This is a genomic window from Shewanella sp. UCD-FRSSP16_17 (genome assembly GCF_001675935.1).
GTDB lineage: Bacteria > Pseudomonadota > Gammaproteobacteria > Enterobacterales > Shewanellaceae > Shewanella > Shewanella japonica.
On record NZ_LZFV01000035.1, the window covers coordinates 16,790 to 41,060 of the forward strand.

A 24,271-nucleotide genomic window follows, 5' to 3' on the forward strand; every position below is an offset into this window, starting at 1 on the left:
GAAACAAAATGGCTGAATTAAAAGAAGTTTTGGTTCCTGATATCGGTGGTGATGAAGTTCAGGTTATTGAAGTCTGTGTTGCAGTTGGTGATGAAATCGCTGCAGAAGACTCAATTCTTACCGTTGAAAGCGACAAAGCAACCATGGATATTCCAGCGCCGTTTGCCGGTACTGTAGCCGAGTTAAAAGTGGCTGTAGGCGATACCATCGCTGAAGGTAAGCTGATTGCGATGTTAAATGCAGCTTCTGCGGCGGCTCCTGTTGAAGCACCACAAGCAGCGCCACAAGCAGCACCAGCTCCAGTAGCACCAGCGGCTCCTGCTGCACCAATCGTTGAAGCTCCTGCAGCGCCAGCAGCTGGCGGCTCGCAAATCATTGAAGTGGCAGTGCCAGATATTGGTGACGCTGAAAACGTTGATATTATTGAAGTTCTGGTGAGTGTGGGTGAAACCATTGAAGCCGATACTGGTTTAATCACCTTAGAAACTGACAAAGCGACGATGGAGGTGCCTGCACCTTCAGCGGGCGTGGTGAAAGAACTTAAAGTTGCCGTTGGCGATAAAGTGTCTCAAGGCTCATTAGTATTGATGCTTGAAGTTGGCGCATCGGCTCCTGCTGCAGCTGAACAAGTTGCCACAGCTCCTGCAGAAGCAACACAAGCTGCTGCGCCTGCTGCTAGCACTGTTGAAGTGAAAGAAGTTGCGGTTCCTGATATTGGCGATGCATCGGATGTCGACGTTATTGAAGTTTTGGTTGCCGTTGGTGATGTGCTTGAAGTGGATACGGGATTAATTACCCTTGAAACGGATAAAGCGACGATGGAAGTGCCTGCACCATTTGCTGGTAAACTTGTAAGCTTAACAGTAAATGTGGGTGATAAAGTTTCTCAAGGTAGCATTATTGCCACTGTCGAAACGACTTCATCTGCCGCCCCAGCTCCAAGTGCACCAGCGCCTGCACCGGCTGCAAGCAAACCAGCTCCTGCAGCGACACCTGCTCCAGCTAAGGCTGCACCAGTGCCACATCATCCAAGTGCGGGTAATCAACCTAAAACGGGTGTGGTACATGCTTCACCTGCTGTACGCCGCTTAGCGAGAGAGTTTGGCGCCGATTTAACGTTAGTTAAAGGCACCGGACGTAAGGGCCGTATCTTAAAAGAAGATGTACAAGCCTTTATTAAGTATGAGCTAAGTCGCCCTAAAGCATCTGCTGCAACTTCTGTTGCTGGTGGTGCGGGTGGATTGAATGTGATTGCTGCGCCGAAGGTGGACTTCAGTAAGTTTGGTGAAGTTGAAGAAGTGCCGTTAAGTCGTATTCAGAAAATCTCTGGACCTAACTTACATCGCAACTGGGTTACGATTCCACATGTGACGCAATTTGATGAAGCTGATATCACTGAATTAGAAGCATTCCGTAAAGAACAAAATACACTTGCTGCTAAGAAGAAAGCGGATTACAAAATTACGCCGCTTGTCTTTATGATGAAAGCTGTAGCGAAAACATTGGCTGAATTCCCAGTGTTTAACTCAAGCTTAAGTGCTGATGGTGAATCATTAATTCAGAAGAAATATTTCCACATTGGTGTGGCTGTTGATACACCAAACGGATTGATGGTACCAGTTGTTCGCGACGTTGATAAGAAAGGTATCGTTGAGCTATCTCGTGAGTTAATGGACATTTCAGTGCGTGCTCGTGACGGCAAGCTTAAGTCAGCGGATATGCAAGGTAGCTGTTTCACTATCTCAAGTTTAGGTGGCATTGGCGGTACGGCATTTACCCCAATTGTTAACTATCCTGATGTGGCTATTTTGGGTGTATCTAAGTCTGAAATGAAGCCTAAATGGAATGGCAGTGATTTTGAGCCTAAGTTGATGTTGCCATTATCGTTATCATACGATCACCGTGTGATTGATGGTGCAATGGCAGCGCGCTTTAGCGTCACATTATCTAGCATTCTTAGCGACATCCGTACGTTAATTTTGTAAAGAGAAAGGCTGCTCAATGTGAGCAGCCTTTTTTATCTCGTCACAGGATTGTGATCAGTGTCAAACAAAGGGTAAAATGCGGCCACCTTACAAGATTCAATAATGACCCCATTTTGCAGTTTGGACGGTTTTTCCGCCAACAAGAGAAAAATAGAGGAAAACATGAGTAAAGAAATCAAAACTCAGGTAGTAGTACTTGGTTCAGGCCCTGCAGGCTATTCAGCAGCATTCCGAGCTGCAGATTTAGGTTTAGAAACAGTTATCGTTGAGCGTTTTAGTACGTTAGGTGGTGTTTGTTTGAATGTGGGTTGTATTCCGTCAAAAGCATTACTACATGTCGCTAAAGTGATCGAAGAAGCAAAAGAAGTTGCTCATCACGGTGTTGTATTTGGTGAGCCAACGATTGATTTAGAAAAATTACGCGGCTTTAAAGAAAAAGTAGTGGGTCAATTAACAGGCGGTTTAGGCGGAATGTCTAAAATGCGTAAAGTTAATGTAGTTAATGGCTATGGTAAATTTACTTCATCAAACACCATGGAAGTTCAAGGTGAAGATGGCGTTACAGTGATTAACTTTGAACACGCAATTATTGCTGCTGGTTCACGCCCAATCGAGCTACCGTTCATTCCACATGAAGACCCACGTATCTGGGATTCTACTGATGCACTAGAACTTAAAGAAGTGCCAGGTAAATTATTAGTTATGGGTGGCGGTATTATTGGCCTAGAAATGGGTACCGTTTATTCATCAATCGGTAGTGAAATTGATGTGGTTGAAATGTTTGACCAAGTCATTCCTGCTGCTGATAAAGATATCGTTCGTATCTTCACTAAGAAGATCAAGAAGAAATTCAACTTGATGCTTGAAACGAAAGTGACAGCGGTTGAAGCAAAAGAAGACGGTATCTACGTTACTATGGAAGGCAAGAAAGCACCTGCTGAGCCTGTGCGTTATGATGCTGTATTGGTTGCAATTGGTCGTACACCAAATGGTAAATCAATTGATGCTGAAAAAGCTGGTGTAAATGTTGATGAGCGTGGTTTCATCAATGTTGATAAGCAGTTACGTACTAACGTACCTAACATTTTCGCTATTGGTGATATCGTAGGTCAGCCAATGTTGGCTCACAAAGGTGTGCATGAAGGTCATGTGGCTGCTGAAGTTATTTCAGGTCTTAAGCACTTCTTCGACCCTAAAGTGATCCCTTCGATTGCTTATACAGACCCAGAAGTAGCATGGGTTGGTCTAACTGAGAAAGAAGCAAAAGAGCAAGGTGTTGCATACGAAACTGCAAGCTTCCCTTGGGCTGCAAGTGGCCGTGCTATTGCTTCTGACGCAAGTGATGGCATGACTAAGTTAATCTTCGACAAAGAAACTCATCGTGTGATTGGTGGTGCTGTTGTTGGTGTTAATGGTGGTGAATTACTAGGTGAAATTGGCCTAGCAATTGAAATGGGTTGTGATGCTGAAGATTTAGCATTAACTATTCATGCTCACCCAACCTTACATGAGTCTGTCGGTCTTGCTGCCGAAGTTTATGAAGGTTCTATTACTGATTTGCCAAACCCAAAAGCAAAAAAGAAAAAATAACTAGCAACTCATTGTAGCTATTTGTATCAAAGCACCTTACGGGGTGCTTTTTTTTGATCAATTTTTACAATATGGTGATATATTTAAAATGTGTATCAATTGAGTTTTAGATAGTTGTTGGCATGAAGCCAGTTTATATTTTGCAAGGAAACTTCCAACGTTACGAATAAATCATTTTCCAGAGTAATAATTAACAAATGATAAATCGCGTTAAACAGTTTTTAAGTTTCATTTTTCTAACCATTTTATTTTGTAACCAGGCTTCAGCTGTAAATGTTGTCCAGCGACTATTTAATGCCCAAGATGGGTTAATTAACTATTCGATTAATGATATTACTTTTGATGATTATGGTTATGTCTGGCTTGCAACTCAGCAGGGGTTGTATCGTGTCAGTAGCTCTGCAATTCGCAGAATTGACCAACCTAATACTGCTGATGCTCTCAGTTATCAAAATATCAAATTACTGATTAAAGTCGGTAAAAATCATCTATTACTCAACAGCAATTTCTCTTTAACCCTTTACGATATTTCGACAAACCAATTCTCTGATCTGCTTATTGATTCACCTGACAGCTTTTATAACGATCCTATTTCAGGTTACACAAGGCTTGCAAACGGAAGTGTGGTGTTATTAACCAATGCTGGTCGAGTATTGCTGCTTGATAACGAGTCTTTACAGCTAACCTTGTTACACTCACTCGATGAAAATGTGGCTTGGAACAGTATTCATCAATGGGCTGATAACACTTTTTTATATTCAAATAGCCTTGCTATTGAACTTAGGGATGCTCAAGGTGCACTGTTATCTCAAATTGATTGGGATATAAAAAATACCTTTATTCGTGGCTTATTTATCGATAGCAAAGATGATATTTGGGTATACAGTAATAAAGGCTTATTCCTTGTCGATATCGATAAAAAAACCATTAACCGCGTGGCTATTGCCCCCTTTAATATTCATCAATTGGTAGAAGATAAGCAAGGTAGTTTATGGATGTCGACGACTTCTGGTCTGTTTTCTTGGCAACCGCATACCGACGAGATTAAATCTTATAAAGAAGAGCTAAAGCGTGATGCTGATATTGATTACATTGACGATGTTGCCGTTGATCAGCATGGGTTGATTTGGCTTGGCGGTTCTGGTGAAGGCTTGGCTTTATTAGCGTTAAAACCTGATTTCTTACTGGATTACTTTAATAAGGCCTCTAAATATAAACTCGTCGATGAGATGATATGGAGTGTATTTGCTCAAGACGATAAGTTATGGCTTGGCGGTGATGGTGGATTGAATATTGTCGATAAACAAGCTGTTTCTTCTAGTTTGCATCTCCCAAATGGGTTTCAAGCAAGTGATTCAGTATACAGTCTATCTGAGTTAGAGAGCCAATATGTTTCACTCGCGACCACCAATGGCGTGTTTGTGTATGACAAAGATACGAATAACGAAGTCGACTTTTCAACATTTGCTCCTAACAGTGACGGCCTTAGAGGATCGCAGCTATTCACCTCTTATAACGATCCCCTGATTGATGGGCGAATTTGGTGGGGTACGTTTGATAAAGTCCATTATTGGCAGCCTGGGTTGACTGATATTAAACAAATATCAATATTCAATGAAGGTGAGCGAAATACCCGAACCAGTATTAGCAGCGTTTATCGTGATGATGAAAACACGCTATGGGTCGGTGGAGATAAATATTTAGGTTATTTAACCAATCAGAATCAATTGAACTCGTTATCAGACATTTTGGTGAGAGAATATCCAAATGCTAGTGTGAATAACATCAATCAAATTGACGATGATACGTTGTGGTTAGGGACTTACCAGGAAGGCTTACTTCGATTTAATACGAAAACCCATGATATAGAATCAATGAACAAATTATGGGATTTAGACTGCAGCACTGTGTATTTTATCCAGCAAACTGAACGCTATAATCTCATTGGTTGTGAATCGATTTTAATCCGCCACGATCCCCTTAAAGATGTCGTAGACGTTTTCTCTGTGAATGATGGTTTTACGGCATCAGAGTTTAATGAAGCTGCATCCTTTTATGACCCCAAAGCGGGGTTATATATTGGTAGCCCTGACGKGGCAATGCTGGTGGATGTTGATAAGCTTGAGCACCGAAGTCAAAGCCATGATATTTCATTGGAATCGATCTCAGTTTTTTACGACGATCAAACCGAGCTGTATTTATTGCCAGACTCATTCAATATTGTCAGGCCTGATGCCAAACTGATTAGTTTTCAAATGACCACATTTGATTATATCGATACGGCGCCAATTAGTATCAAATATCGTTTAGTGCTGGATGGTTCAGCTAAAAAGCCTAACTATATTCTTCTTGAAGGGCAGACACAGGTCAATATTGCTGACTTAAATGCCGGCGTATATACCTTGGAGTTACTGCATAAACAGCAGGGAATATGGTCGATAGAACCGTTTCAATTTCAATTCAAAGTTAATGAATATTGGTGGGCATCGCAGTGGTTTAAAATGTTGGTGTTATTAATCATTTTATTAACTGCATTCACATCAGTGGTTTTGCGTCAAAAGCAAGTTAGGCGGGTATTAAAGATTAATACGGCGCTTCGGGAAAGTGAAGACAAACTCCGTCAATCTCTGCGGGGAAGTGATTCTGACTTGTGGGAATGGAACAGCCACTCAAATAGTATTTTATTCGAAAATAAAGCGGGGATTTTAGGCGCTAAATCTCAGTTATCTTATCTCGTACCGGACTTGCCTATTATCGATGAGGATAAAGAAGGTGTAACTCGCCATTGGATGGATTTACTCAAAGGCAAGCAAGACTCGATTGATATTGAGTTTCGATATACCCGAGCCGCCGGCATTCTAGGTTGGTTACGTATCCGTGGACGTGCAGTAAAAGTCAATGATGAAACAGGGCAAGTGCAGAAGGTTGCGGGTATTTATACCGAAGTGACAGAGCAGCGAGAACTTCAAAGTGAAATTGATTTACTCGCAAAAGCTTTCGAGAATACCTCCGAAGGAATGTTAATTCTGGATGCTAAAAAGCACATCAAGGTCATTAATGCAGCGGCCAACAATTTGGTAGGCGCTGAAGAAGAACAATTGATTGGACAGCCTTTTGAGTCACTGCTGCACAAAAGTAACCCTGAAAATGACATAGATGTCTTAAAGCTTGTAGAAGGCATCTGGAATGGCGAATTGACATTTATACGCCAGCCAAATGATAAGTTTCCAGTATGGGCCAATATTTCGGTGATGACTGATAAGCATCAGGTTATTCAGCATTATGTGGTGGTGTTTTCTGATATTACGTTACGTAAGCAAAATGAACTTAACTTACGCAATCTAGCCAATAATGATGTATTAACAGGGCTATCTAACCGTTCCATGTTTAATCGGCAATTAGCACGAATTACTTCAGACGCTCATGGCTCCAATGAACGATTAGCGTTATTGTTTCTCGATTTAGATCGCTTTAAGCACGTGAATGATTCATATGGTCATAGCATGGGGGATGCGTTATTAGTCGAAGCCGCTAAGCGTATTCAACGAAGTGTGGGTAGCGAGCATCTTGTGTGCCGATTTGGTGGTGATGAATTCGTTATTCTATTAAGGCAAGTTGAGTCAATCGACGAAATTAACTTGGTTGCTGAAAAAGTCCTTAAGCAAATTGCGGCACCTTTTAGGTTATTCTCACGAGAGTTTTTCGTTTCTACTAGTATTGGTATTAGCATGTGGCCTGAAGACACTTTGGACCCTGAAACTCTGATTAAAAATGCTGACTTAGCAATGTATCACGCCAAGGAAGAAGGGCGGGGAAATTTTCAATATTATTCAGCGGAGCGAAACGCAGAAGCACAATACCATTTATGGATTGAATCGGAGCTCAGAAAAGCCATTGAGAATAATGAACTGCAACTGTATTACCAGCCGCAAATTGATATTTTAAGAGGTGATAAATTTATTGGGATGGAGGCGTTGATCCGTTGGCAGCATCCTGAAAAAGGGTTTATTAGACCTGATGTATTTATTAAAGTTGCCGAGTCCTGTGGTTTGATTATTGATATTGACCGTTGGGTGTTACGTCAGGCTTGCACTGATGGTGCTCGCTGGCATGCCTTACATGATGAGCATTTTCAGTTATCGGTTAATGTCTCAGCAGTGCAATTTAGGCAAGTGGATTTCATTGATAGCCTAAAAACAATTTTAGCCGATACTGGCATGCCACCTCAATGCTTAGCTGTTGAAATCACAGAAGGTGTTTTAATGAAAGAGTTGCAGGTGGCAAATGCACATTTGGCACAATTAAAAGCCTTAGGGATAGAAGTGGCGATTGATGATTTTGGTACTGGGTATTCATCACTGGCTTATTTACGAAACTTTGAGGTTAATACACTTAAAATTGATCGGTCATTCTTGATTGATATTGTTAATAACGAGGCCGATCAAGCGATTGTGAGTAGTATTATAGAGTTAGCTCGTAACCTTAAATTACATGTGGTTGCAGAAGGTATTGAGTCTTACGATCAAATGGAGCAAGTATTCAGCCGTGGCTGTTATATCATTCAAGGTTACTATTTTGCTAAGCCGATGCCACGTGACGCGTTTGATGCATTTATCGGAATTTCAAAGGCGGACTCATAAACGAGCGAATACATTCCAAATACGATAATGCAAATAAAGGTTAATAAGATGGTTTGAAAGGTTTTATTAATGATGCATTTTCTTTGCTAGAATGGCGCCGATAATAATTTAAAGATAGGGATGCTTTATATGGGTCGTAAGATCGCATTGTTACTGTTGTTGAGTTTAACCACGAGTTTCACTTATGCAAAAGAACGTCCAACAGTAGGACTGGTATTAAGTGGCGGTGGCGCAAAAGGTTCGGCTCATATTGGCATCCTGAAAGTATTAGAGCAAAACCGTATTCCAGTTGATTATGTGACGGGTACCAGTATTGGTTCGTATGTAGGCGGTATGTATGCACTTGGTTATACCGCTGATGAAATAGAAACGATCATGCTGAACTCTCCTTGGGCTGAGGGCTACTCAGATACTATTCCCCGCGAAGATTTAACCTACCGTGATAAACAACATCGAGATAAATTTAATATCCCATTAAATGTGGGCTATAAAGATGGCGGGCTTGCTGCGCCAAGTGGCTTACTTCGAGGCCAAACAATGTCACAGCTACTGCAACATTCAACTGACCTCGTTGAGCAGTTTGGTGATTTCGATGATTTAGCGATTCCTTACCGTGCAGTTGCAACAGATTTATCCACAAGTCACGCCGTTGTATTAGATAAGGGCAGTATTGTAAAAGCCATGCAAGCTTCTGCCACTGTGCCAGGTGCGCTGCAACCAGCAGAAATCGATGGCAAGCTTCTCGTCGACGGCGGTATTTCGAATAATATGCCGATTGATGTGGTTAAAGCCATGGGAGCAGATGTGGTGATCGCTGTTGATATTGGTTCACCATTGGCAACTAAAGAGCAGCTAGATAGCACCATTGCAGTATTGGAACAGCTATCGACGATTTTAACCAAAGCAACCACTGAAGAGCAGAAGACCTATTTAACGGATGGTGACGTGCTCATTCGCCCCGCGATTGATGACATGAGTACTACTGACTTTGAAATCATGCCGCAAGCATTAGAAGCTGGGACTATCGCTGGTAATGCTGCTCTGCCTATGTTGGCTCACTTGAGTATCAGTGAAGATGATTATCAAGCTTATCAAGATAAAAAAAGACGAGCCAAGCTGGTGTTTGTTAATCAAGTCAACCGTCCTTCCACCAAGATTGTTTTCGACAATAACTCTAAAGTTAGTGAGCGCTTATTACGAGAAGAGTTAGGTCTAAAAGAAGGCGAGGTGATCACTAAAGAAGAGTTAAATGCTGCAATCAAACGACTCTATTCGCTTAATAAATTTGAACGTGTCGATGCAGAATTTGAAGATACTGAAGAAGGCCGTGTTTTAACCGTCAGTACCCATGCAAAATCTTGGGGACCTAATTATTTTGATGTCGGCTTTAATTGGGAAGACGACTTTACTTTAGATTCGGCGATTACCTTGAGCTTGGCTTACACCATGGGTGAACTTACCGATAATGGTGGCGAATGGCGAAACGAGATGCAACTTGGATTTGAAAAACGAATTAGTACTGAGTTTTACCAGCCTTTCTCAAAAGACCAAGATTTTTATGGCCGGGCGATTTATGAGTATGAGATTAAAGACTGGGATTTTTATGATGGCAATGACCGTTTATATGAGCTTAAAAATTCGTTAAATCAATTCTCTATGGGTGTTGGTTATAACTACTCTCACGCTGGTTTGATTGAGATTGGTGCTGTGGGTGAACTAGGGACACTATCTAATCGTGCCGTTTCCGAAATTGATTTGGATTATGATTCAGTCGGTGGATACTTTTTGATGACGTACGATACATTAAATAGCATCAGCTTCCCGACTGAAGGTCAACGCTTAACCTTTAAAGCGGCAGTGCGTGATGAAAAATACTCAGGTGCCGTGGTCAATGACTCCGATCAACTGGCTTGGCAATTTGAAGCAGATTGGAAAGGGGCATTAAATCTAGGTAACCATGCCATTGTAGGTAAAGCGGCAATCACTACAGTGGATGTTGACCGTGATTTCACCATTCATGTTGCTGAATTAGGTGGATTCTTGAATTTATCGGGTTATCACAAAGGTGCTCTTGCTGGACCTCACAAAGCATTTGGCGCACTGATTTATCAGTATGATCTTGGTCGAGATGTTTTATTATCGGATGTGCCACTCTACTTGGGTGCCAGTATTGAGGCTGGTAACGTGTGGCTACTAAAGGATGACATTGATTTAGATGACTTGATATATGCGAGTAGTCTTTATTTAGGTACCGATACTAGCTGGGGGCCGGCAGCATTAGGCTTTGGCTTTACTGATACTGGCGAGCAAGCGTTTTACTTATTCATTGGTAAAAACTTCTAATTTAAGTCTTTATTCGAATAGACTTGGTGATGTAAAGGGCTGCGGGTGCAGCCCTTTTTATATCGCTTTTGTTGCTTAGTTAGATTCTGGTAGTGGCATTTAGCACATCAGCTAATTGGCCTAAATGCTCAAGCTGTTGATGCGCAATAACCCAACGTGATTGCTCTGCCAATTCAGGAGCAGGAACCGCCACGGTTTGCATTGTCGCTGCTCTTGCTGCAATTAGGCCATTAAATGAATCTTCAATGGCTAGGCAATGTGCAGGATTTACCTTTAATGCATTGGCGCAATTCAAATAGACTTCTGGATGCGGCTTTCCGTATTGAAGATTTTCAGCAGATGCAATTGCTTCAAAATATGATCTTATCCCTAGTTTTGCCATGACTGAGTCAATGAGATCTGTTGAAGAAGAGGTCGCTAGTCCAATTTTAAGCTGCTTTTGCTGGCATAGTTTCAGTGCATCGATAACGCCGCGCATTGGTGCACCTTCAGTTTCAATAAACGTGACGACTTTATCGATAATCTGCTGCGCGACAGCACGGTTATCATAGTTATCCCATGGGTATCGCTGGTACCAATAGGCAACCAATAAGTCTATTCGTAATCCTGTGGTAACTTCGGCATCTTTCATGGTGATGGGTACACCGAGTTGATTGAGCACTTCGACCTCAGCTTTTTGCCAAGCTGGCTCGGTATCAATAATCACGCCGTCCATATCAAATATGACCGCTTCTATAGTGGTTAATGACATATTACTCCCTTACTTAGTTTGAATAGCTAGTCAATAAAGTTGAATAAACAGTGTTTTAGGCATGTGTTAGGTGGTGCTGTTCAAAGACTATGCAGAATAGCGAAAAAAAAAGCAAAATTTCATCTAAGTTATACGATTGATTTATAGGACTGAATTAAATTGTGGTGTCAGGTTAATTTACTGAAATTAAAGTGTTTATTTAATGTTTTAAACTATTGTCTAATTTTATTTGTTTAAAGCAGAAGTTAAATTATACTGCGAGCTCAATATTAGTATCGATTTCGTCTCCATTAGAGTGTGATCTAATTCATACTTTTGCAAACCTGTAGTATACTACGGGTCGGATTTCAAGCCCGAACCTGTGGAATGGTCATTTTTTCTATTAAATGATGTTCAGTTTCGCTGTTAGGCGCAAAACAAAGAGGAATGTTGCCGTGCTAGAAGCATATCGTAAACACGTCGCAGAACGTGCTGCAGAGGGTGTTGTCCCTAAGCCATTAGATGCACAACAAGTGGCTGAATTAGTGAAGTTAGTTGAAACTCCGCCTGCTGGTGAAGAGGCCGTGATTCTAGATCTATTAGAAAATCGTATTCCCCCTGGTGTTGATGAAGCTGCGTACGTAAAAGCGGCATTCTTAGATGCAGTTGCCAAAGGCACTGTTTCGTCACCAATCCTATCAACTGAGCGTGCTACTGAACTACTTGGTACTATGCAAGGTGGTTACAACATTGAGCCGTTAATCGCTCAATTAGATAATGATGCACTTGCTCCGATCGCAGTCACTGCATTATCAAATACACTATTAATGTTTGATGCCTACCATGATGTGGTAGAAAAAATGCAAGCAGGTAATGACTTTGCTAAGCAAGTTGTTAACTCTTGGGCTAATGCTGAGTGGTTCCTAAACCGTCCTAAATTAGCAGAAAAAGTGACCTTGACTGTATTTAAAGTGTCAGGTGAGACAAACACAGATGACTTGTCTCCTGCTCCTGATGCATGGTCTCGTCCTGATATCCCATTGCACGCATTAGCCATGCTGAAAAATGCCCGTGACGGCATTGTGCCTGATGAAGCTGGCGTAGTTGGCCCAATTAAAGAAATCGAAGCACTTAAAGGCAAAGGTCATCCACTGGTTTATGTTGGTGACGTTGTTGGTACTGGTTCTTCTCGTAAATCAGCGACTAACTCAGTGCTATGGTTCATGGGTGACGATATCCCTTATGTACCTAATAAGCGCGCTGGTGGTTTCTGTTTAGGTGGTAAAATTGCACCAATCTTCTTCAACACGATGGAAGATGCAGGCGCATTACCAATTGAGCTAGACGTAGAAAAAATGAACATGGGCGATGTTATTGATATCTACCCATATGAAGGCGTAGTTAAGCGTGCTGGCACTGATGAAGTGATTTCAACGTTTGAACTTAAAACTGACGTACTGCTAGATGAAGTACGTGCTGGTGGCCGTATTCCATTAATCATTGGTCGTGGTTTAACAGACCGTGCACGTGAAACGCTAGGTCTTAGTGCTTCAGACGTATTCGTACGTCCACAAGACGTTGAAGCATCAAGTAAAGGCTTCACACTGGCGCAAAAAATGGTTGGTAAAGCTTGTGGTGTAACAGGTATTCGTCCAGGTCAGTATTGTGAACCTAAAATGACATCTGTTGGTTCGCAAGATACCACTGGCCCAATGACACGTGATGAACTAAAAGATTTAGCATGTTTAGGTTTCAGTGCAGACCTAACGATGCAGTCATTCTGTCATACTGCCGCTTATCCTAAGCCTGTTGATGTGAATACGCATCAAACATTACCAGATTTCATCATGAACCGTGGTGGTGTTTCACTTCGTCCAGGTGACGGTGTTATTCACTCATGGTTAAACCGTATGCTTCTGCCGGATACTGTTGGTACTGGTGGTGACTCTCATACGCGTTTCCCAATAGGTATTTCATTTCCTGCAGGTTCTGGTCTTGTTGCATTTGCTGCAGCAACTGGTGTTATGCCATTGGATATGCCTGAGTCAATTTTGGTTCGCTTTAAAGGTGAAATGCAACCAGGTATCACATTACGTGATCTTGTACATGCTATCCCACATAAAGCTATCGAAATGGGTCTATTAACGGTAGAGAAGAAAGGTAAGATTAACGCTTTCTCTGGCCGTGTTCTTGAAATTGAAGGACTAGAGCACCTTAAAGTTGAGCAAGCATTCGAGTTATCAGATGCATCTGCTGAGCGAAGTGCTGCTGGTTGTACAATCAAGTTAGACAAAGAGCCAATCATTGAATACTTAAACTCTAACATCGTGATGTTGAAGTGGATGATCTCTGAAGGTTATGGCGATCGTCGTACTATTGAGCGTCGTATTAAAGGCATGGAAGAGTTTATTGCTAATCCAGAGCTAATGAGCGCAGATAGTGATGCTGAATACGCTGAAGTTATCGAAATTGATTTAGCTGATATCAAAGAGCCAATCCTTTGTGCGCCGAACGATCCAGATGATGCAGTGTTATTATCATCAGTTGTTGATACTAAAATTGACGAAGTCTTCGTCGGTTCTTGTATGACCAACATCGGTCACTTCCGTGCAACAGGTAAAATGCTTGATAAGTTTGCTAAGACTTTACCAACACGTTTGTGGATTGCTCCACCAACGAAAATGGATAAAGACCAGCTAACAGAAGAAGGCTATTATGCAATCTTTGGACGTGTCGGTGCACGCATCGAGATCCCAGGTTGTTCACTGTGTATGGGTAACCAAGCACGTGTTGCTGAGAATTCAACAGTCGTATCAACATCGACACGTAACTTCCCTAACCGTTTAGGTACTGGCGCAAACGTTTACTTAGCATCTGCTGAGTTAGCTGCCGTAGCTGCACTATTAGGTCGTTTACCATCTCCAGCAGAATATCAAGAATATGCGAAAGAGTTAGATGCAACAGCAGCTGACACTTACCGCTACTTGAACTTCGATGAGATTGAGTCTTACACGAAGAAAGCTGATAGTGTAATTTTCCAATCAGCAGTGTAGCCTTTGATAAGATGGTTACGTTTTAAAAGCGTAAACTGAAAAATGCCAGCTCATTAGCTGGCATTTTTGTGTCTGGATTTTGTCTGGATCAAAGTCGCGGCACTTCATCCATACCCGAGTCAAAAGGAGGCGTTTATCCTTCTTAATAAACCCACATCGCCCAGTGCTATTCTATAAAGCGAATGATTGCTAACGGCCGGTTCATCTAAAGACTGACTTCAATTGATATTTGGCTAAGTAATTAGCTTACCTCGACAACTAGAGATTAATTGGGATTCTACAATCTTAATCCAAACGAAGGTTGGAGCGCTAACAACAAGTTTCCCTTAATAACCAAAAATCACTTCTCGCTGTGCTCACAAGAATCACTGCGACAAAGAGAGTAATTACGCCAATGTGCACAAACCAGAATGATGGTTGATGCAAGTGTCATTAGCTTTTCTCCAGTCTCACCAAATAAATCATGTCCATAAATTGCGGTCACTCCTAGCCCTATCATTCCAGAAAATGCTAACACTAAAACGGTAGGATCTTTGTGTCGTGTACAGCCAAGAAAGACTGCGATACTGCTTGTCGGGATAATAACCCACACCATGAGAATATGATAAAAGTGATCGCTTACAGGTAGGGACAACATCGTTGGAAACAGTATTAATAATAATGGCCCCGCGATACAGTGAAGTGCGCACAACGCTGAGACTGAAATAGCAAGGCGATCTAATAGTATTTGGGCGGGCTTATTCATGTTGATACTCAAGTGATTAATTGGTTAGGTATGCTAATGATATGTTATATCATAAAAGATCGTTAATCTATCATTGGCATCATGAGTATTCAATAAGTTATCGGTAATATAAGTATGATTTACATATTGAGTCTTGGGTTTAAGGTTAAACTCATGGTACCAAGCGATGGTACTAAGTGATGGTACTAAGTAATGGCGGTAAGCGTGATAAGGTCGAGCCAGACGATATAAAAGGCTAGATAAGCATGGAGGTGAAGATTGGTAATTTGGCTAACATCGGTATTCATTAAATTTTCTGGAATGAAAAGTCGTAAATAAGGGAAATACTATCATTTCCCTTGTTTCAGTTTTGGTCACTGAGAAACAGTTGTCGTGCTTTGTCCTCAACCTAAGCTGTATCAGGAAATGAACACTAAGAGTACTTAATATTCATATCAATTAGCGGCTCACGAGAGCCTTTTTCTGCACGTAATCTCGCTAAGTATCTTTCCCAAATTTCAACCTGATGAGTACCAAACTCGTGTAATAATTTCCATGAGAATAGCCCAGTATCATGACCATCATCAAAAATGATTTTTACGGCATAATTGCCGACTGGTTCAATGGCGGTAATGTTCACCGCTTTTTTATGGGTGACTAATATCGGGTTACCATGGCGTTGTACTTCTGCTGATGGAGAGTTAACTCTGAGCATTTCACAGGTGATATTAAAAACGTCGCCATTATCAAACGTGACTTCAAGTAGCTTGGATTTACGTTTTAATTTTAGGTTAGTGACATTGGGTGAGCTCATAACGGTTACTCTCTTATAATGGAACGTTATCTAATGATAGCTTTTCAAGAATGATACTTCATAGTTAAACAGGGTGCTTAAAAACAGCGTCGAGGCTTCAATAAAAAAGGTGGTTACTCTGGGAGTTAACCACCTCTTTTCATGTAGCTATCCTATTTATAATAGTTAATGTTAACTAAAATAAGGACAGCTAACACAGTGATAGCTCACAATTGAGGCATATCACCTACCACTGATTATAAAATAAAGCGGCTTAAATCTTCATCTTCCACCAAGGTGTCGAGATGCTCAGTAACATAAGCTTCGTCGATGACAAAAGTACTGCCAGATTTTTCAGAAGCATCATAAGAAATTTCTTCCATCAGTTTTTCCATCACAGTATGCAAACGGCGAGCACCAATGTTTTCTGTGGTCTCATTGACTTGCCATGCCGCTTGAGCGATTTTTTCGATACCTGATTCAGCAAACTCGACTTTTACGCCTTCAGTGCCCATCAGTGCAACGTATTGCTCTGTAAGTGATGCATGTGGTTCGGTTAAGATACGCTTAAAGTCGTCAGCACTTAGGGCGCTAAGCTCAACACGAATAGGTAAACGACCTTGTAACTCAGCAATCAAATCAGACGGCTTAGACATTTGGAACGCACCAGATGCGATAAACAGGATATGGTCAGTTTTAACCATGCCGTGTTTAGTTGTCACTGTGCAGCCTTCGATCAATGGGAGTAAGTCACGTTGTACGCCTTCACGAGATACGTCAGGGCCCGAGCTTTCGCCACGTTTACAGATTTTATCGATTTCGTCTAAGAATACGATACCGTTTTGCTCGACTAAATCGATAGCTTGTTCTTTAAGATCTTCTTGATTAATCAGTTTTGCCGCTTCTTCTTCAATCAATAGCTTGAACGCTTCTTTGATTTTGACTTTCTTACGGTTTTCTTTGGTTTGCCCCAAGTTTTGGAACATGCTTTGAAGCTGATTGGTCATTTCTTCCATGCCTGGAGGCGACATGATTTCAACACCCACTTGTGGCGCAGCTAAGTCGATATCAATTTCTTTATCGTCTAGCTGACCTTCGCGGAGTTTTTTACGGAAGATTTGACGGGTATTAGAGTCATCTTTTTGCTCAGTATTCCAATCATCTTTAGGCTTAGGCAGTAGCGCATCTAGAATGCGCTCTTCTGCTTGTTCTTCTGCGCGGTGACGGCATTTTTTCATTTGCTGCTCACGCGTCATTTTGATCGCTGAATCGGTTAAATCACGAATGATTTGTTCGACTTCTTTACCTACATAACCAACTTCTGTGAACTTGGTTGCTTCTACTTTAATGAACGGCGCATTAGCAAGTTTTGCTAAACGACGGGCAATTTCAGTTTTACCCACACCTGTTGGGCCAATCATCAGAATATTTTTAGGGGTCACTTCTTGGCGCAATGAAGGCTCAAGTTGCATACGGCGCCAGCGATTACGCAAGGCTACGGCAACAGAACGTTTTGCATTTTTTTGACCAATAATATGCGAGTCCAATTCATGGACAATTTCGCGAGGGGTCATTTCAGACATAAATAATTCCTTACGTTCTAATTTAGTAGTCGATTTGCTCAACCGTTTTATGTTGGTTGGTGTATACGCAAATATCACCGGCAATCGTTAGTGATTTTTCTGCAATTTCACGGGCCGTTAAGTCAGTGTTTTGCAGTAATGCTAACGCTGAAGCGTGGGCATAATTACCGCCTGAACCAATAGCAATCAAATCATGCTCTGGCTGCACTACATCACCATTACCGGTAATGATTAATGACTCTTTGGTGTCGGCAACAATCAGCATGGCTTCAAGGTTACGGAGCATTTTGTCAGTACGCCAATCTTTAGCGAGCTCTACAGCTGATTTTAATAAATGACCTTGATGCATTTCGAGCTTGGTTTCAAAGCGCTCAAAAAGGGTAAATGCATCGGCTGTGCCGCCAGCAAATCCGGCGATCACTTTATTTTGGTATAAACGACGCACTTTACGTGCATTGCCTTTCATGACGGTATTGCCGAGGGAAACTTGGCCATCACCTGCGATGACAACTTGATTATTGCGGCGTACGGATACGATAGTAGTCACGGTAAATCCTCTTAACGACGGCAGCGAATAGGAGTCTGCTGCTGGTTGATAAAACAGATATGGGGATGCTTGTTAATAATTCAAGGGATAAAAAAAGCGCTTACTAAAGTAAGCGCTTAATATTGCGGAAAAAGTCTTCACATTAAAACTAATTAATATTCCCACAGCCAAATTTGGCAACCATTAATACCAGCACGTTGCAGTTTGTGCCTGCTGCGCTCGGCTGCACGTTTAGATTCAAATGGGCCTAAAATGACTTTATGCCAGACGCCACTTGAGCCTGTGGTCGCCCTGACTTGTGCTTCCATGCCTTGAAAAGCAATCATGGCTTTCATTTCTTCTGCGGGTTCAAGCTTTCTAAACGACGCACATTGCATTTGATATGGACCTTTAGATTTCAATGCATCTTCTGGTACTTCAACATCAATGCTCTTGTTTTCTAGCTCTTCTAAGTAAGTCCATTCTTCCGTCGGTTTTGGCGGTAGTGCATTTGGATCTTTCTTCACTGGCTTAGGCTTAGTCTGTTCAACAGTGACAGCGGGTGCCGTTGTTGCTGCAGCATCATCAGAGCTGCCGCTTATCCACCATAAAAAATAGCCAAATCCGCCGACAAGTAACAAGACGATTAATGTCGGCAGGTAAGGAATCGATCGCTTTTGCTGTGGTTTCTTTCCTCGAGAAGACGAACGTTTTTTACCACTAGGCTTTTTATTGGCGTAATCTCGACTCATGTTACATACGCTCTAACGTTTCGATACCTAACAGAGATAACCCTGTTTTTAAGGTCTTAGCGGTTAACTGTGACAACAATAAGCGACTTTGTTTTTGCTCTTCAGTTTCCGCTGCAAGAACTGGACAAGCCTCGTAAAAGCTTGAGAACTCACTGGCTAACTCATAAACATAAGCACACATCACATGTGGTAATGCTTTATCTGTCATACGAGCCAGTACTTCACCAAACTGAGCAAGTTTAGTACCTAGTTCTTTTTCTTTATCATGTTCAAGAACAATTTTCGCTTGGCTCAAATCGATATCTTCAGCACGTTTGAAGATGCTAGCCACACGTGTGTATGCATAAAGAAGGTATGGTGCAGTGTTGCCTTCAAAGCTCAGCATTTGTTCAAAGCTGAAAATGTAATCACTGCTACGGTTTTTAGATAAGTCAGCGTATTTAACTGAGCTAATACCAACAACACGGGCAATTTCAATGATTGTCGCTTCGTCCATATCAGGGTTTTTACTGCGAACTAATTCGATTGCACGGGTGTTTGCTTCATCTAATAAGTCGACTAGTTTAACCACACCGCCACTACGTGTTTTAAATGGACGACCATCGGTGCCATTCATTGTTCCGAAACCAGTGTGCTCTAGAGATAGCTCTTTACGGACAAAACCTGCTGTTTTCGCTAGGCTAAATACTTGCTGGAAATGCAGTGCTTGGCGTAAATCAACGAAGTATAAAGCACGATCAGCTTTTAAAACGTTTGAGCGATAACGCATTGCTGCTAAATCAGAGGTGGCGTATAAGTATCCACCATCGGCTTTTTGGATAATAACGGGTAATGGCTCACCATCTTTGGTGCGGAATTCTTCTTGAAATACCACTTTAGCGCCGTTGCTTTCGCTTAATAGGCCTTTACTATCAAGATCTGTTACGACTTGCTCTAGGTCGTCATTATAAGCACTTTCACCGTGAACATCTTTACGGGTTAAGCTCACGCCTAAACGTTCGTAAACTTCATGACAATGATTTAACGAGATGTCATTAAATTCACGCCATAATTTATTGCAGTACTCATCGCCCGATTGCAGTGAAACCACTAAATTACGTGCACGTGTTGCAAAATCTGTTGATTCATCAAAGCGGACTTTAGCGGCACGGTAGAAGGTTTCCAAATCTGAAAGTTCAAGTGCTGCTTGCTCGCCATTCGCTGCTCGTAACTCTTCCATGTAGGCTAGTAGCATGCCAAATTGTGTGCCCCAGTCACCCACATGGTTTTGACGGATAACATCATGGCCTAAAAATTCAAGTGCACGAACGACACTGTCGCCAATAATCGTTGAGCGAAGGTGACCTACATGCATTTCTTTAGCAAGGTTAGGCGATGAATAGTCTACGACCACTCTTTGTTTTTCTGGTAACGAAACGCCTAAGTGTTCATCTGTTAGGGCATGTTGTAGTTGGTTTGCTAAGGCATTTTCATCGATAAAAAAGTTAATGAATCCTGGGCCTGCAATATCGACCTTAGCCACATGGCTAGACGCTGGAAGATTATCAATAATCAACTGAGCAATTTCACGAGGATTTTTCTTAGCGACTTTGGTTAGCATCATGGCCAAGTTAGTGGCGAGATCACCGTGACTTTTATCTTTGGTTCGCTCCACTTGAATGCGTGCCTGAAAATCAGCTGGGATAATGCCTTGTTGCTTAAAAGAGTCGATGGTTTGTTCTAGTAAAGATGCAATATGTGATTTCATGGGCGTTTATTAGCACTAACTTAAAGTGGATGAGTGGAGTAACCTTGTATTTTACCCGCTAATGCTATGCAAATGCTATCTCAGCGGGGTAATTAATCGAGTTTTTTTTGATTTTCTTTGCTATCGAGCTAAACCCATTGTGCTGCAATTTGATTACATTAAATCTTGCGGATCGCGATCGATACTCCAGCGACAACGTTTACTCTCTGTCAACGCTTCGATTTGGGGAAGAACAGATTCAAACTCTTGTTGTAAACGCTGTCGATTTTTAGCTTGAAATAACAGTTGTCTGCGATATTTTCCGGCTTTTCTATCCAGGGGCGCAGGCATGGGGCCAATGACTTCAAAATCTCTATCTTGAGGCAACAGGTTCGCGACTTGTTGTAGAAAATTATCAGCATCTTGTGCTAAATGAGCATCGGCTCGCAACAGTACCATGTGCCAAGCGGGAGGAAGTAGTGCTTGTTGGCGCTCTTCTAACTGAGCTCGCGCAAATTTACCGTAACCATTTTTTAATAAATCATGCAGTATTGGGTTTTCGCTTTGATGGGTTTGCAGTAATACTTTACCGGGTTTGTCGGCGCGTCCTGCTCGCCCAGAGACTTGGGTGTAAAGCTGAGCAAAGCGCTCAGGTGCTCTAAAGTCGGCACTAAAGAGTGCGCCATCAACATCCATTAACCCCACAAGTGTGACATCGGGGAAATGATGCCCTTTGGCTAGCATTTGAGTGCCCACCAAAATTTTGTACTCACCCTTTAAAATACTGGTGAGTTGTTTTTCTAATGAGCCTTTTTTGCGTGTGGTATCACGATCGATACGTACCACGGGGTACTGAGGGAATTCTTGCTCTAATGCTTGAGCAAGCTGCTCTGTTCCCGTGCCATGGCCCATTAGCATGGTGCTACCACATTCATGGCATTGATGTGGAATAGCGTATTGATTGCCACAATGGTGGCAACAAATTTCGTTCAGCCCTTGATGTACGGTAAAAAAGGCATCGCAGCGATCGCATTCATGCAAATGACCGCACTCATGACACAATAATGCAGGTGAGAACCCGCGACGATTGAGAAATAAAAGGACCTGATTGCCCGCATCAAGATGCATGCGCATTTCATTAATTAGCGAAGCAGACATCCCTGACTTTAAAGGTTGTGAGCGTATATCGATAATACCTTGCTTAACTTTTTGTGCAGGACCTGCGCGCTCTGCCAAGGTTAAATGCGTATAGCGGCCACAAATCGCATTTTGCAGCGTCTCTAGTGATGGGGTTGCTGAGCCTAAAATGACTTGGACATCTTCTAAATGCCCCCGCATGACAGCTAAGTCGCGGGCGTGATAACGCACACCTTCTTGTTGCTTAAAGCTACTATCGTGCTCTTCATCTAAAATTATCAGCCCAGGAAAGGCCATTGGGGTAAATAAAGCGGAGCGAGTACCGATGATAATAGCGGCTTCACCACAACGAGCTTGGCGCCACGCCTCAAGACGTTGATTATCTGTTAATGCAGAATGAATAACGGCAATATTCACATCAAATCGACGTTTGAAGCGATTAATGGTTTGTGGTGTTAACCCGATTTCAGGCACTAAGATGAGTGCTTGTTTACCCTGTTTTAAGATGGTTTCTAAAATCGATAAGTAGACTTCTGTTTTACCTGAACCGGTGATACCTTCAAGTAAACTGCAATGAAAGCCTTGTTGTTGATTTAAAACTGAAACGGCAACTGCCTGTTGCTTATTGAGCTTTAACGGTGTTTCAGTCATATTAAGTTGTTGGCGCCAACTTAAGTCGGTTTCACTGGTGACATGTTTACGCGCTACCCAGCCTTTATCCTCTAATGCTTTGAGGGCAACTTTGCTAAGTTCTTGGGTGGTAAATTCTTCTTGGCTAATGGCTGATGTTTGTAAAAGTTCGAAGAGTTTTTTTTGTGCTGGAGCACGTTTAAGTACACTGACATCGACCTGTTTTCCTGCCTCGTTGAGGCAATAAAAGGTGACGGTTTGCGGTTGTGCACTTAAGCCTTTTCGCAAAGCGACAGGCAAGGCCTGACTTAACATTTGGCCTTGGCTTGCAAAGTAATACCTTGCCGCCCATAAAGTGAGCTTATACAGTGAGGTAGGTAATAAAGGTTTGTCGTCTAATAGTGCGGTAAATGGTTTTATTTTATTCGCAGGGACGTCGCATTCATTATTGATAGCGGTAATTAAGCCGACAAGTTGCTGTCTACCAAAAGGGACTTTAACCCTTAGCCCAAGTTGTATTTGCGATACGTTGGCTTCGGGGACTTGGTAACTAAAGGTTTGCCGCATAGGAACCGGCAAAGCAACCTCAACAAACACGGGCATAAGTTATCATCATTAAGAATTGAGAGGGTCTAGTTTACTAGAGCCAGAACATAAAGAAATAGAATAAGAGAAAATTGATGTTAAAAGGAATATTCAGTAAGGCCAGCTTAGCTCTCTCCCTTTTTTTATTTTCATTTATTGCTCAGGCTGCCCTGACGCATATCAGCATAAACAGTAGGCAGTTTGAGTTGGGTCAACACCCAAAAATCAAACTTAACATTGTTGCCTCTAGCAAAGACTTGTCTCGACTTAGTATTCATTTGCGACAAACTAATGATGATAAAGAAAGCATGGAAGAGTTGATGGTACAGCCTATCAGTAGCTTTATGTTATTTGCTATTGGTGTTGAAGATGTGAGCGATCCGAAAGCAAAGCTGATCGTCAGCGAATATAAAGGCAACAGCTGGCGTCAATTTGCTGTATTACCGGTTTTTGATTCTCCATTTATTAAAGAAACAGCTAAAACTCAAATAAAAATAGATAAGCAAAAACAACTGCCAAAAGTGGTCACTCAGGCTAAGCCTAAATTGGCGTCATCAAGTCAATCAGTTGCTGAAAAACCTTCAACTAGTCGACCTTCAACGACAGCAAAAGTTCTCAATAATAAGCCGACGTCTACAATGGGTCATTGTTATATTGAAAGGCAGGCATCAGATACTTTATGGCGCATTGCTACTCGCTATCAAAGTGAGTGGGATTTAAACGTCTATGGAGTGATGATGGCAATTTTTGATGCTAACCCTCAAGGCTTTTCTAAACAGAAAATTCATTTAATCAGACAAGATGTCACACTGGCATGCCCTTCACAAGAGCAGCTAAATCAGTATGGTGATAAAGCACAAGATAAGCTGAAATTTGAGGCGTTACAGCAACAACATCGACAGTGATAATTTTTACTTGTCTGGGCTGAACAGATACTGTACTATTGCGCGCCTTAACACTATTGTTATTAACGCATGTGGTGCTCAACTTCGGGTTGGGAGAGCGACATGGCCTGCTATTAAGGTAATCCAAATGAAACCAGGTATCCACCCAGACTACGCTGAAGTAACTGCAACTTGTACTTGTGGTAACGTAATTAAAGTTAACTCTACTGTAGGTAAAAACTTACACTTAGACGTATGTGGTGCATGTCACCCATTCTACACTGGTACACAGAAAGTTGTTGACACTGGTGGTCGTATCGACAAATTCAACAAGCGCTTTGGTGCACTTGGTAAAAAGTAATTGCGACTGCAATTATTTTAAGAAAAAGACGCCTTCGGCGTCTTTTTTTGTTTTTGGATTAAATTTTTTAAAAAAATTAAAATTTTTAGTTATAAATTATGTGTTGCCAGTTAGGTTGATAATATTGTTATTTAGGCAAACTATTTGTAACTTTATCATGCTAATTCTGCTTTTTTATGTCAAATCTTGTTATTTTTCTACAGTTTTAAGTCTTTGATTCTTATTGTGA

Annotated in this window: 15 protein-coding genes; 7 read left to right on the plus strand and 8 right to left on the minus strand. The window is 41.7% G+C overall.

Annotation, left to right across the window (positions count from 1 at the left end):
* Window positions 1–8 precede the first annotated feature (8 nt).
* The 4 genes from aceF to A9267_RS14025 all read left to right on the plus strand — a co-directional run bounded on the left by aceF (window position 9) and on the right by A9267_RS14025 (window position 10,558).
* Window positions 9–1,985, plus strand: a complete 1,977-nt coding sequence (gene aceF, locus A9267_RS14010) for a dihydrolipoyllysine-residue acetyltransferase (RefSeq protein WP_065109610.1) — start codon at window positions 9–11, stop codon at window positions 1,983–1,985.
* A 162-nt stretch (window positions 1,986–2,147) separates the two neighbouring features.
* Entirely contained in the window at window positions 2,148–3,575 is a 1,428-nt protein-coding gene (lpdA, locus tag A9267_RS14015; RefSeq protein WP_055022941.1) for a dihydrolipoyl dehydrogenase, read from the plus strand.
* Window positions 3,576–3,772: 197 nt separating this feature from the next.
* The gene (locus A9267_RS14020; protein WP_065109611.1) at window positions 3,773–8,215 is read left to right on the plus strand and encodes an EAL domain-containing protein; all 4,443 of its coding nucleotides are present in this window, start codon (window positions 3,773–3,775) and stop codon (window positions 8,213–8,215) included.
* 129 nt (window positions 8,216–8,344) lie between these two features.
* Window positions 8,345–10,558 (plus strand): patatin-like phospholipase family protein, encoded by a 2,214-nt coding sequence (locus A9267_RS14025; RefSeq protein ID WP_065109612.1) that lies wholly within the window; start codon window positions 8,345–8,347, stop codon window positions 10,556–10,558.
* A 79-nt stretch (window positions 10,559–10,637) separates the two neighbouring features.
* On the opposite strand, the gene hxpB is transcribed toward A9267_RS14025, so the two are convergent.
* Complete coding sequence (hxpB, locus tag A9267_RS14030) at window positions 10,638–11,309, minus strand: hexitol phosphatase HxpB (protein ID WP_065109613.1); 672 nt, start codon at window positions 11,307–11,309, stop codon at window positions 10,638–10,640.
* A 434-nt stretch (window positions 11,310–11,743) separates the two neighbouring features.
* Here hxpB and acnB point away from each other — a divergent pair, with 434 nt between their 5' ends.
* Window positions 11,744–14,341 carry a bifunctional aconitate hydratase 2/2-methylisocitrate dehydratase gene (gene acnB / locus A9267_RS14035; RefSeq protein WP_055022937.1) on the plus strand — a complete coding sequence of 866 codons (2,598 nt, stop codon included), beginning with the start codon at window positions 11,744–11,746 and terminating at the stop codon, window positions 14,339–14,341.
* Window positions 14,342–14,681: 340 nt separating this feature from the next.
* Here acnB and A9267_RS14040 read toward each other — a convergent pair whose 3' ends face one another.
* The 7 genes from A9267_RS14040 to priA all read right to left on the minus strand — a co-directional run bounded on the left by A9267_RS14040 (window position 14,682) and on the right by priA (window position 22,815).
* On the minus strand, window positions 14,682–15,086 hold the full coding sequence (locus A9267_RS14040) for a MerC domain-containing protein (RefSeq protein WP_065109614.1): 405 nt from the start codon (window positions 15,084–15,086) through the stop codon (window positions 14,682–14,684).
* A gap of 412 nt (window positions 15,087–15,498) precedes the next feature.
* A complete protein-coding gene (locus A9267_RS14045) occupies window positions 15,499–15,879 on the minus strand; it encodes a gamma-butyrobetaine hydroxylase-like domain-containing protein (protein WP_055022935.1) in 381 nt (126 codons plus the stop codon).
* A gap of 236 nt (window positions 15,880–16,115) precedes the next feature.
* Window positions 16,116–17,441 carry an ATP-dependent protease ATPase subunit HslU gene (gene hslU / locus A9267_RS14050; RefSeq protein ID WP_065109615.1) on the minus strand — a complete coding sequence of 442 codons (1,326 nt, stop codon included), beginning with the start codon at window positions 17,439–17,441 and terminating at the stop codon, window positions 16,116–16,118.
* A gap of 22 nt (window positions 17,442–17,463) precedes the next feature.
* Window positions 17,464–17,988: an ATP-dependent protease subunit HslV gene (gene hslV / locus A9267_RS14055; protein ID WP_055022933.1), complete on the minus strand. Its 525-nt coding sequence runs from the start codon at window positions 17,986–17,988 to the stop codon at window positions 17,464–17,466.
* Window positions 17,989–18,140: 152 nt separating this feature from the next.
* Window positions 18,141–18,719 carry an SPOR domain-containing protein gene (locus A9267_RS14060; RefSeq protein WP_065109616.1) on the minus strand — a complete coding sequence of 193 codons (579 nt, stop codon included), beginning with the start codon at window positions 18,717–18,719 and terminating at the stop codon, window positions 18,141–18,143.
* Window position 18,720: 1 nt separating this feature from the next.
* Window positions 18,721–20,466 (minus strand): arginine--tRNA ligase, encoded by a 1,746-nt coding sequence (gene argS, locus A9267_RS14065; RefSeq protein ID WP_065109617.1) that lies wholly within the window; start codon window positions 20,464–20,466, stop codon window positions 18,721–18,723.
* Window positions 20,467–20,619: 153 nt separating this feature from the next.
* Window positions 20,620–22,815, minus strand: coding sequence for a primosomal protein N' (gene priA, locus A9267_RS14070; protein ID WP_065109618.1), 2,196 nt, complete (start codon window positions 22,813–22,815; stop codon window positions 20,620–20,622).
* Window positions 22,816–23,003: 188 nt separating this feature from the next.
* Between priA and A9267_RS14075 the strand changes: the two genes are divergently transcribed.
* Both A9267_RS14075 and rpmE read left to right on the plus strand, forming a co-directional pair.
* The gene (locus tag A9267_RS14075) at window positions 23,004–23,702 is read left to right on the plus strand and encodes a FimV/HubP family polar landmark protein (RefSeq protein ID WP_197495545.1); all 699 of its coding nucleotides are present in this window, start codon (window positions 23,004–23,006) and stop codon (window positions 23,700–23,702) included.
* A gap of 127 nt (window positions 23,703–23,829) precedes the next feature.
* Window positions 23,830–24,042, plus strand: a complete 213-nt coding sequence (gene rpmE, locus A9267_RS14080) for a 50S ribosomal protein L31 (RefSeq protein ID WP_055022928.1) — start codon at window positions 23,830–23,832, stop codon at window positions 24,040–24,042.
* The last annotated feature ends 229 nt before the right edge of the window (window positions 24,043–24,271 follow it).

Coding starts and splice junctions, on each gene's coding strand:
- aceF (WP_065109610.1), top strand. CDS start 9: ATGGCTGAATTAAAAGAAGTTTTGGTTCCTGATATCGGTGGTGATGAA.
- lpdA (WP_055022941.1), top strand. CDS start 2,148: ATGAGTAAAGAAATCAAAACTCAGGTAGTAGTACTTGGTTCAGGCCCT.
- A9267_RS14025 (WP_065109612.1), top strand. CDS start 8,345: ATGGGTCGTAAGATCGCATTGTTACTGTTGTTGAGTTTAACCACGAGT.
- hxpB (WP_065109613.1), bottom strand. CDS start 11,309: ATGTCATTAACCACTATAGAAGCGGTCATATTTGATATGGACGGCGTG.
- A9267_RS14040 (WP_065109614.1), bottom strand. CDS start 15,086: ATGAATAAGCCCGCCCAAATACTATTAGATCGCCTTGCTATTTCAGTC.
- A9267_RS14045 (WP_055022935.1), bottom strand. CDS start 15,879: ATGAGCTCACCCAATGTCACTAACCTAAAATTAAAACGTAAATCCAAG.
- hslU (WP_065109615.1), bottom strand. CDS start 17,441: ATGTCTGAAATGACCCCTCGCGAAATTGTCCATGAATTGGACTCGCAT.
- A9267_RS14060 (WP_065109616.1), bottom strand. CDS start 18,719: ATGAGTCGAGATTACGCCAATAAAAAGCCTAGTGGTAAAAAACGTTCG.
- argS (WP_065109617.1), bottom strand. CDS start 20,466: ATGAAATCACATATTGCATCTTTACTAGAACAAACCATCGACTCTTTT.
- priA (WP_065109618.1), bottom strand. CDS start 22,815: ATGCCCGTGTTTGTTGAGGTTGCTTTGCCGGTTCCTATGCGGCAAACC.
- rpmE (WP_055022928.1), top strand. CDS start 23,830: ATGAAACCAGGTATCCACCCAGACTACGCTGAAGTAACTGCAACTTGT.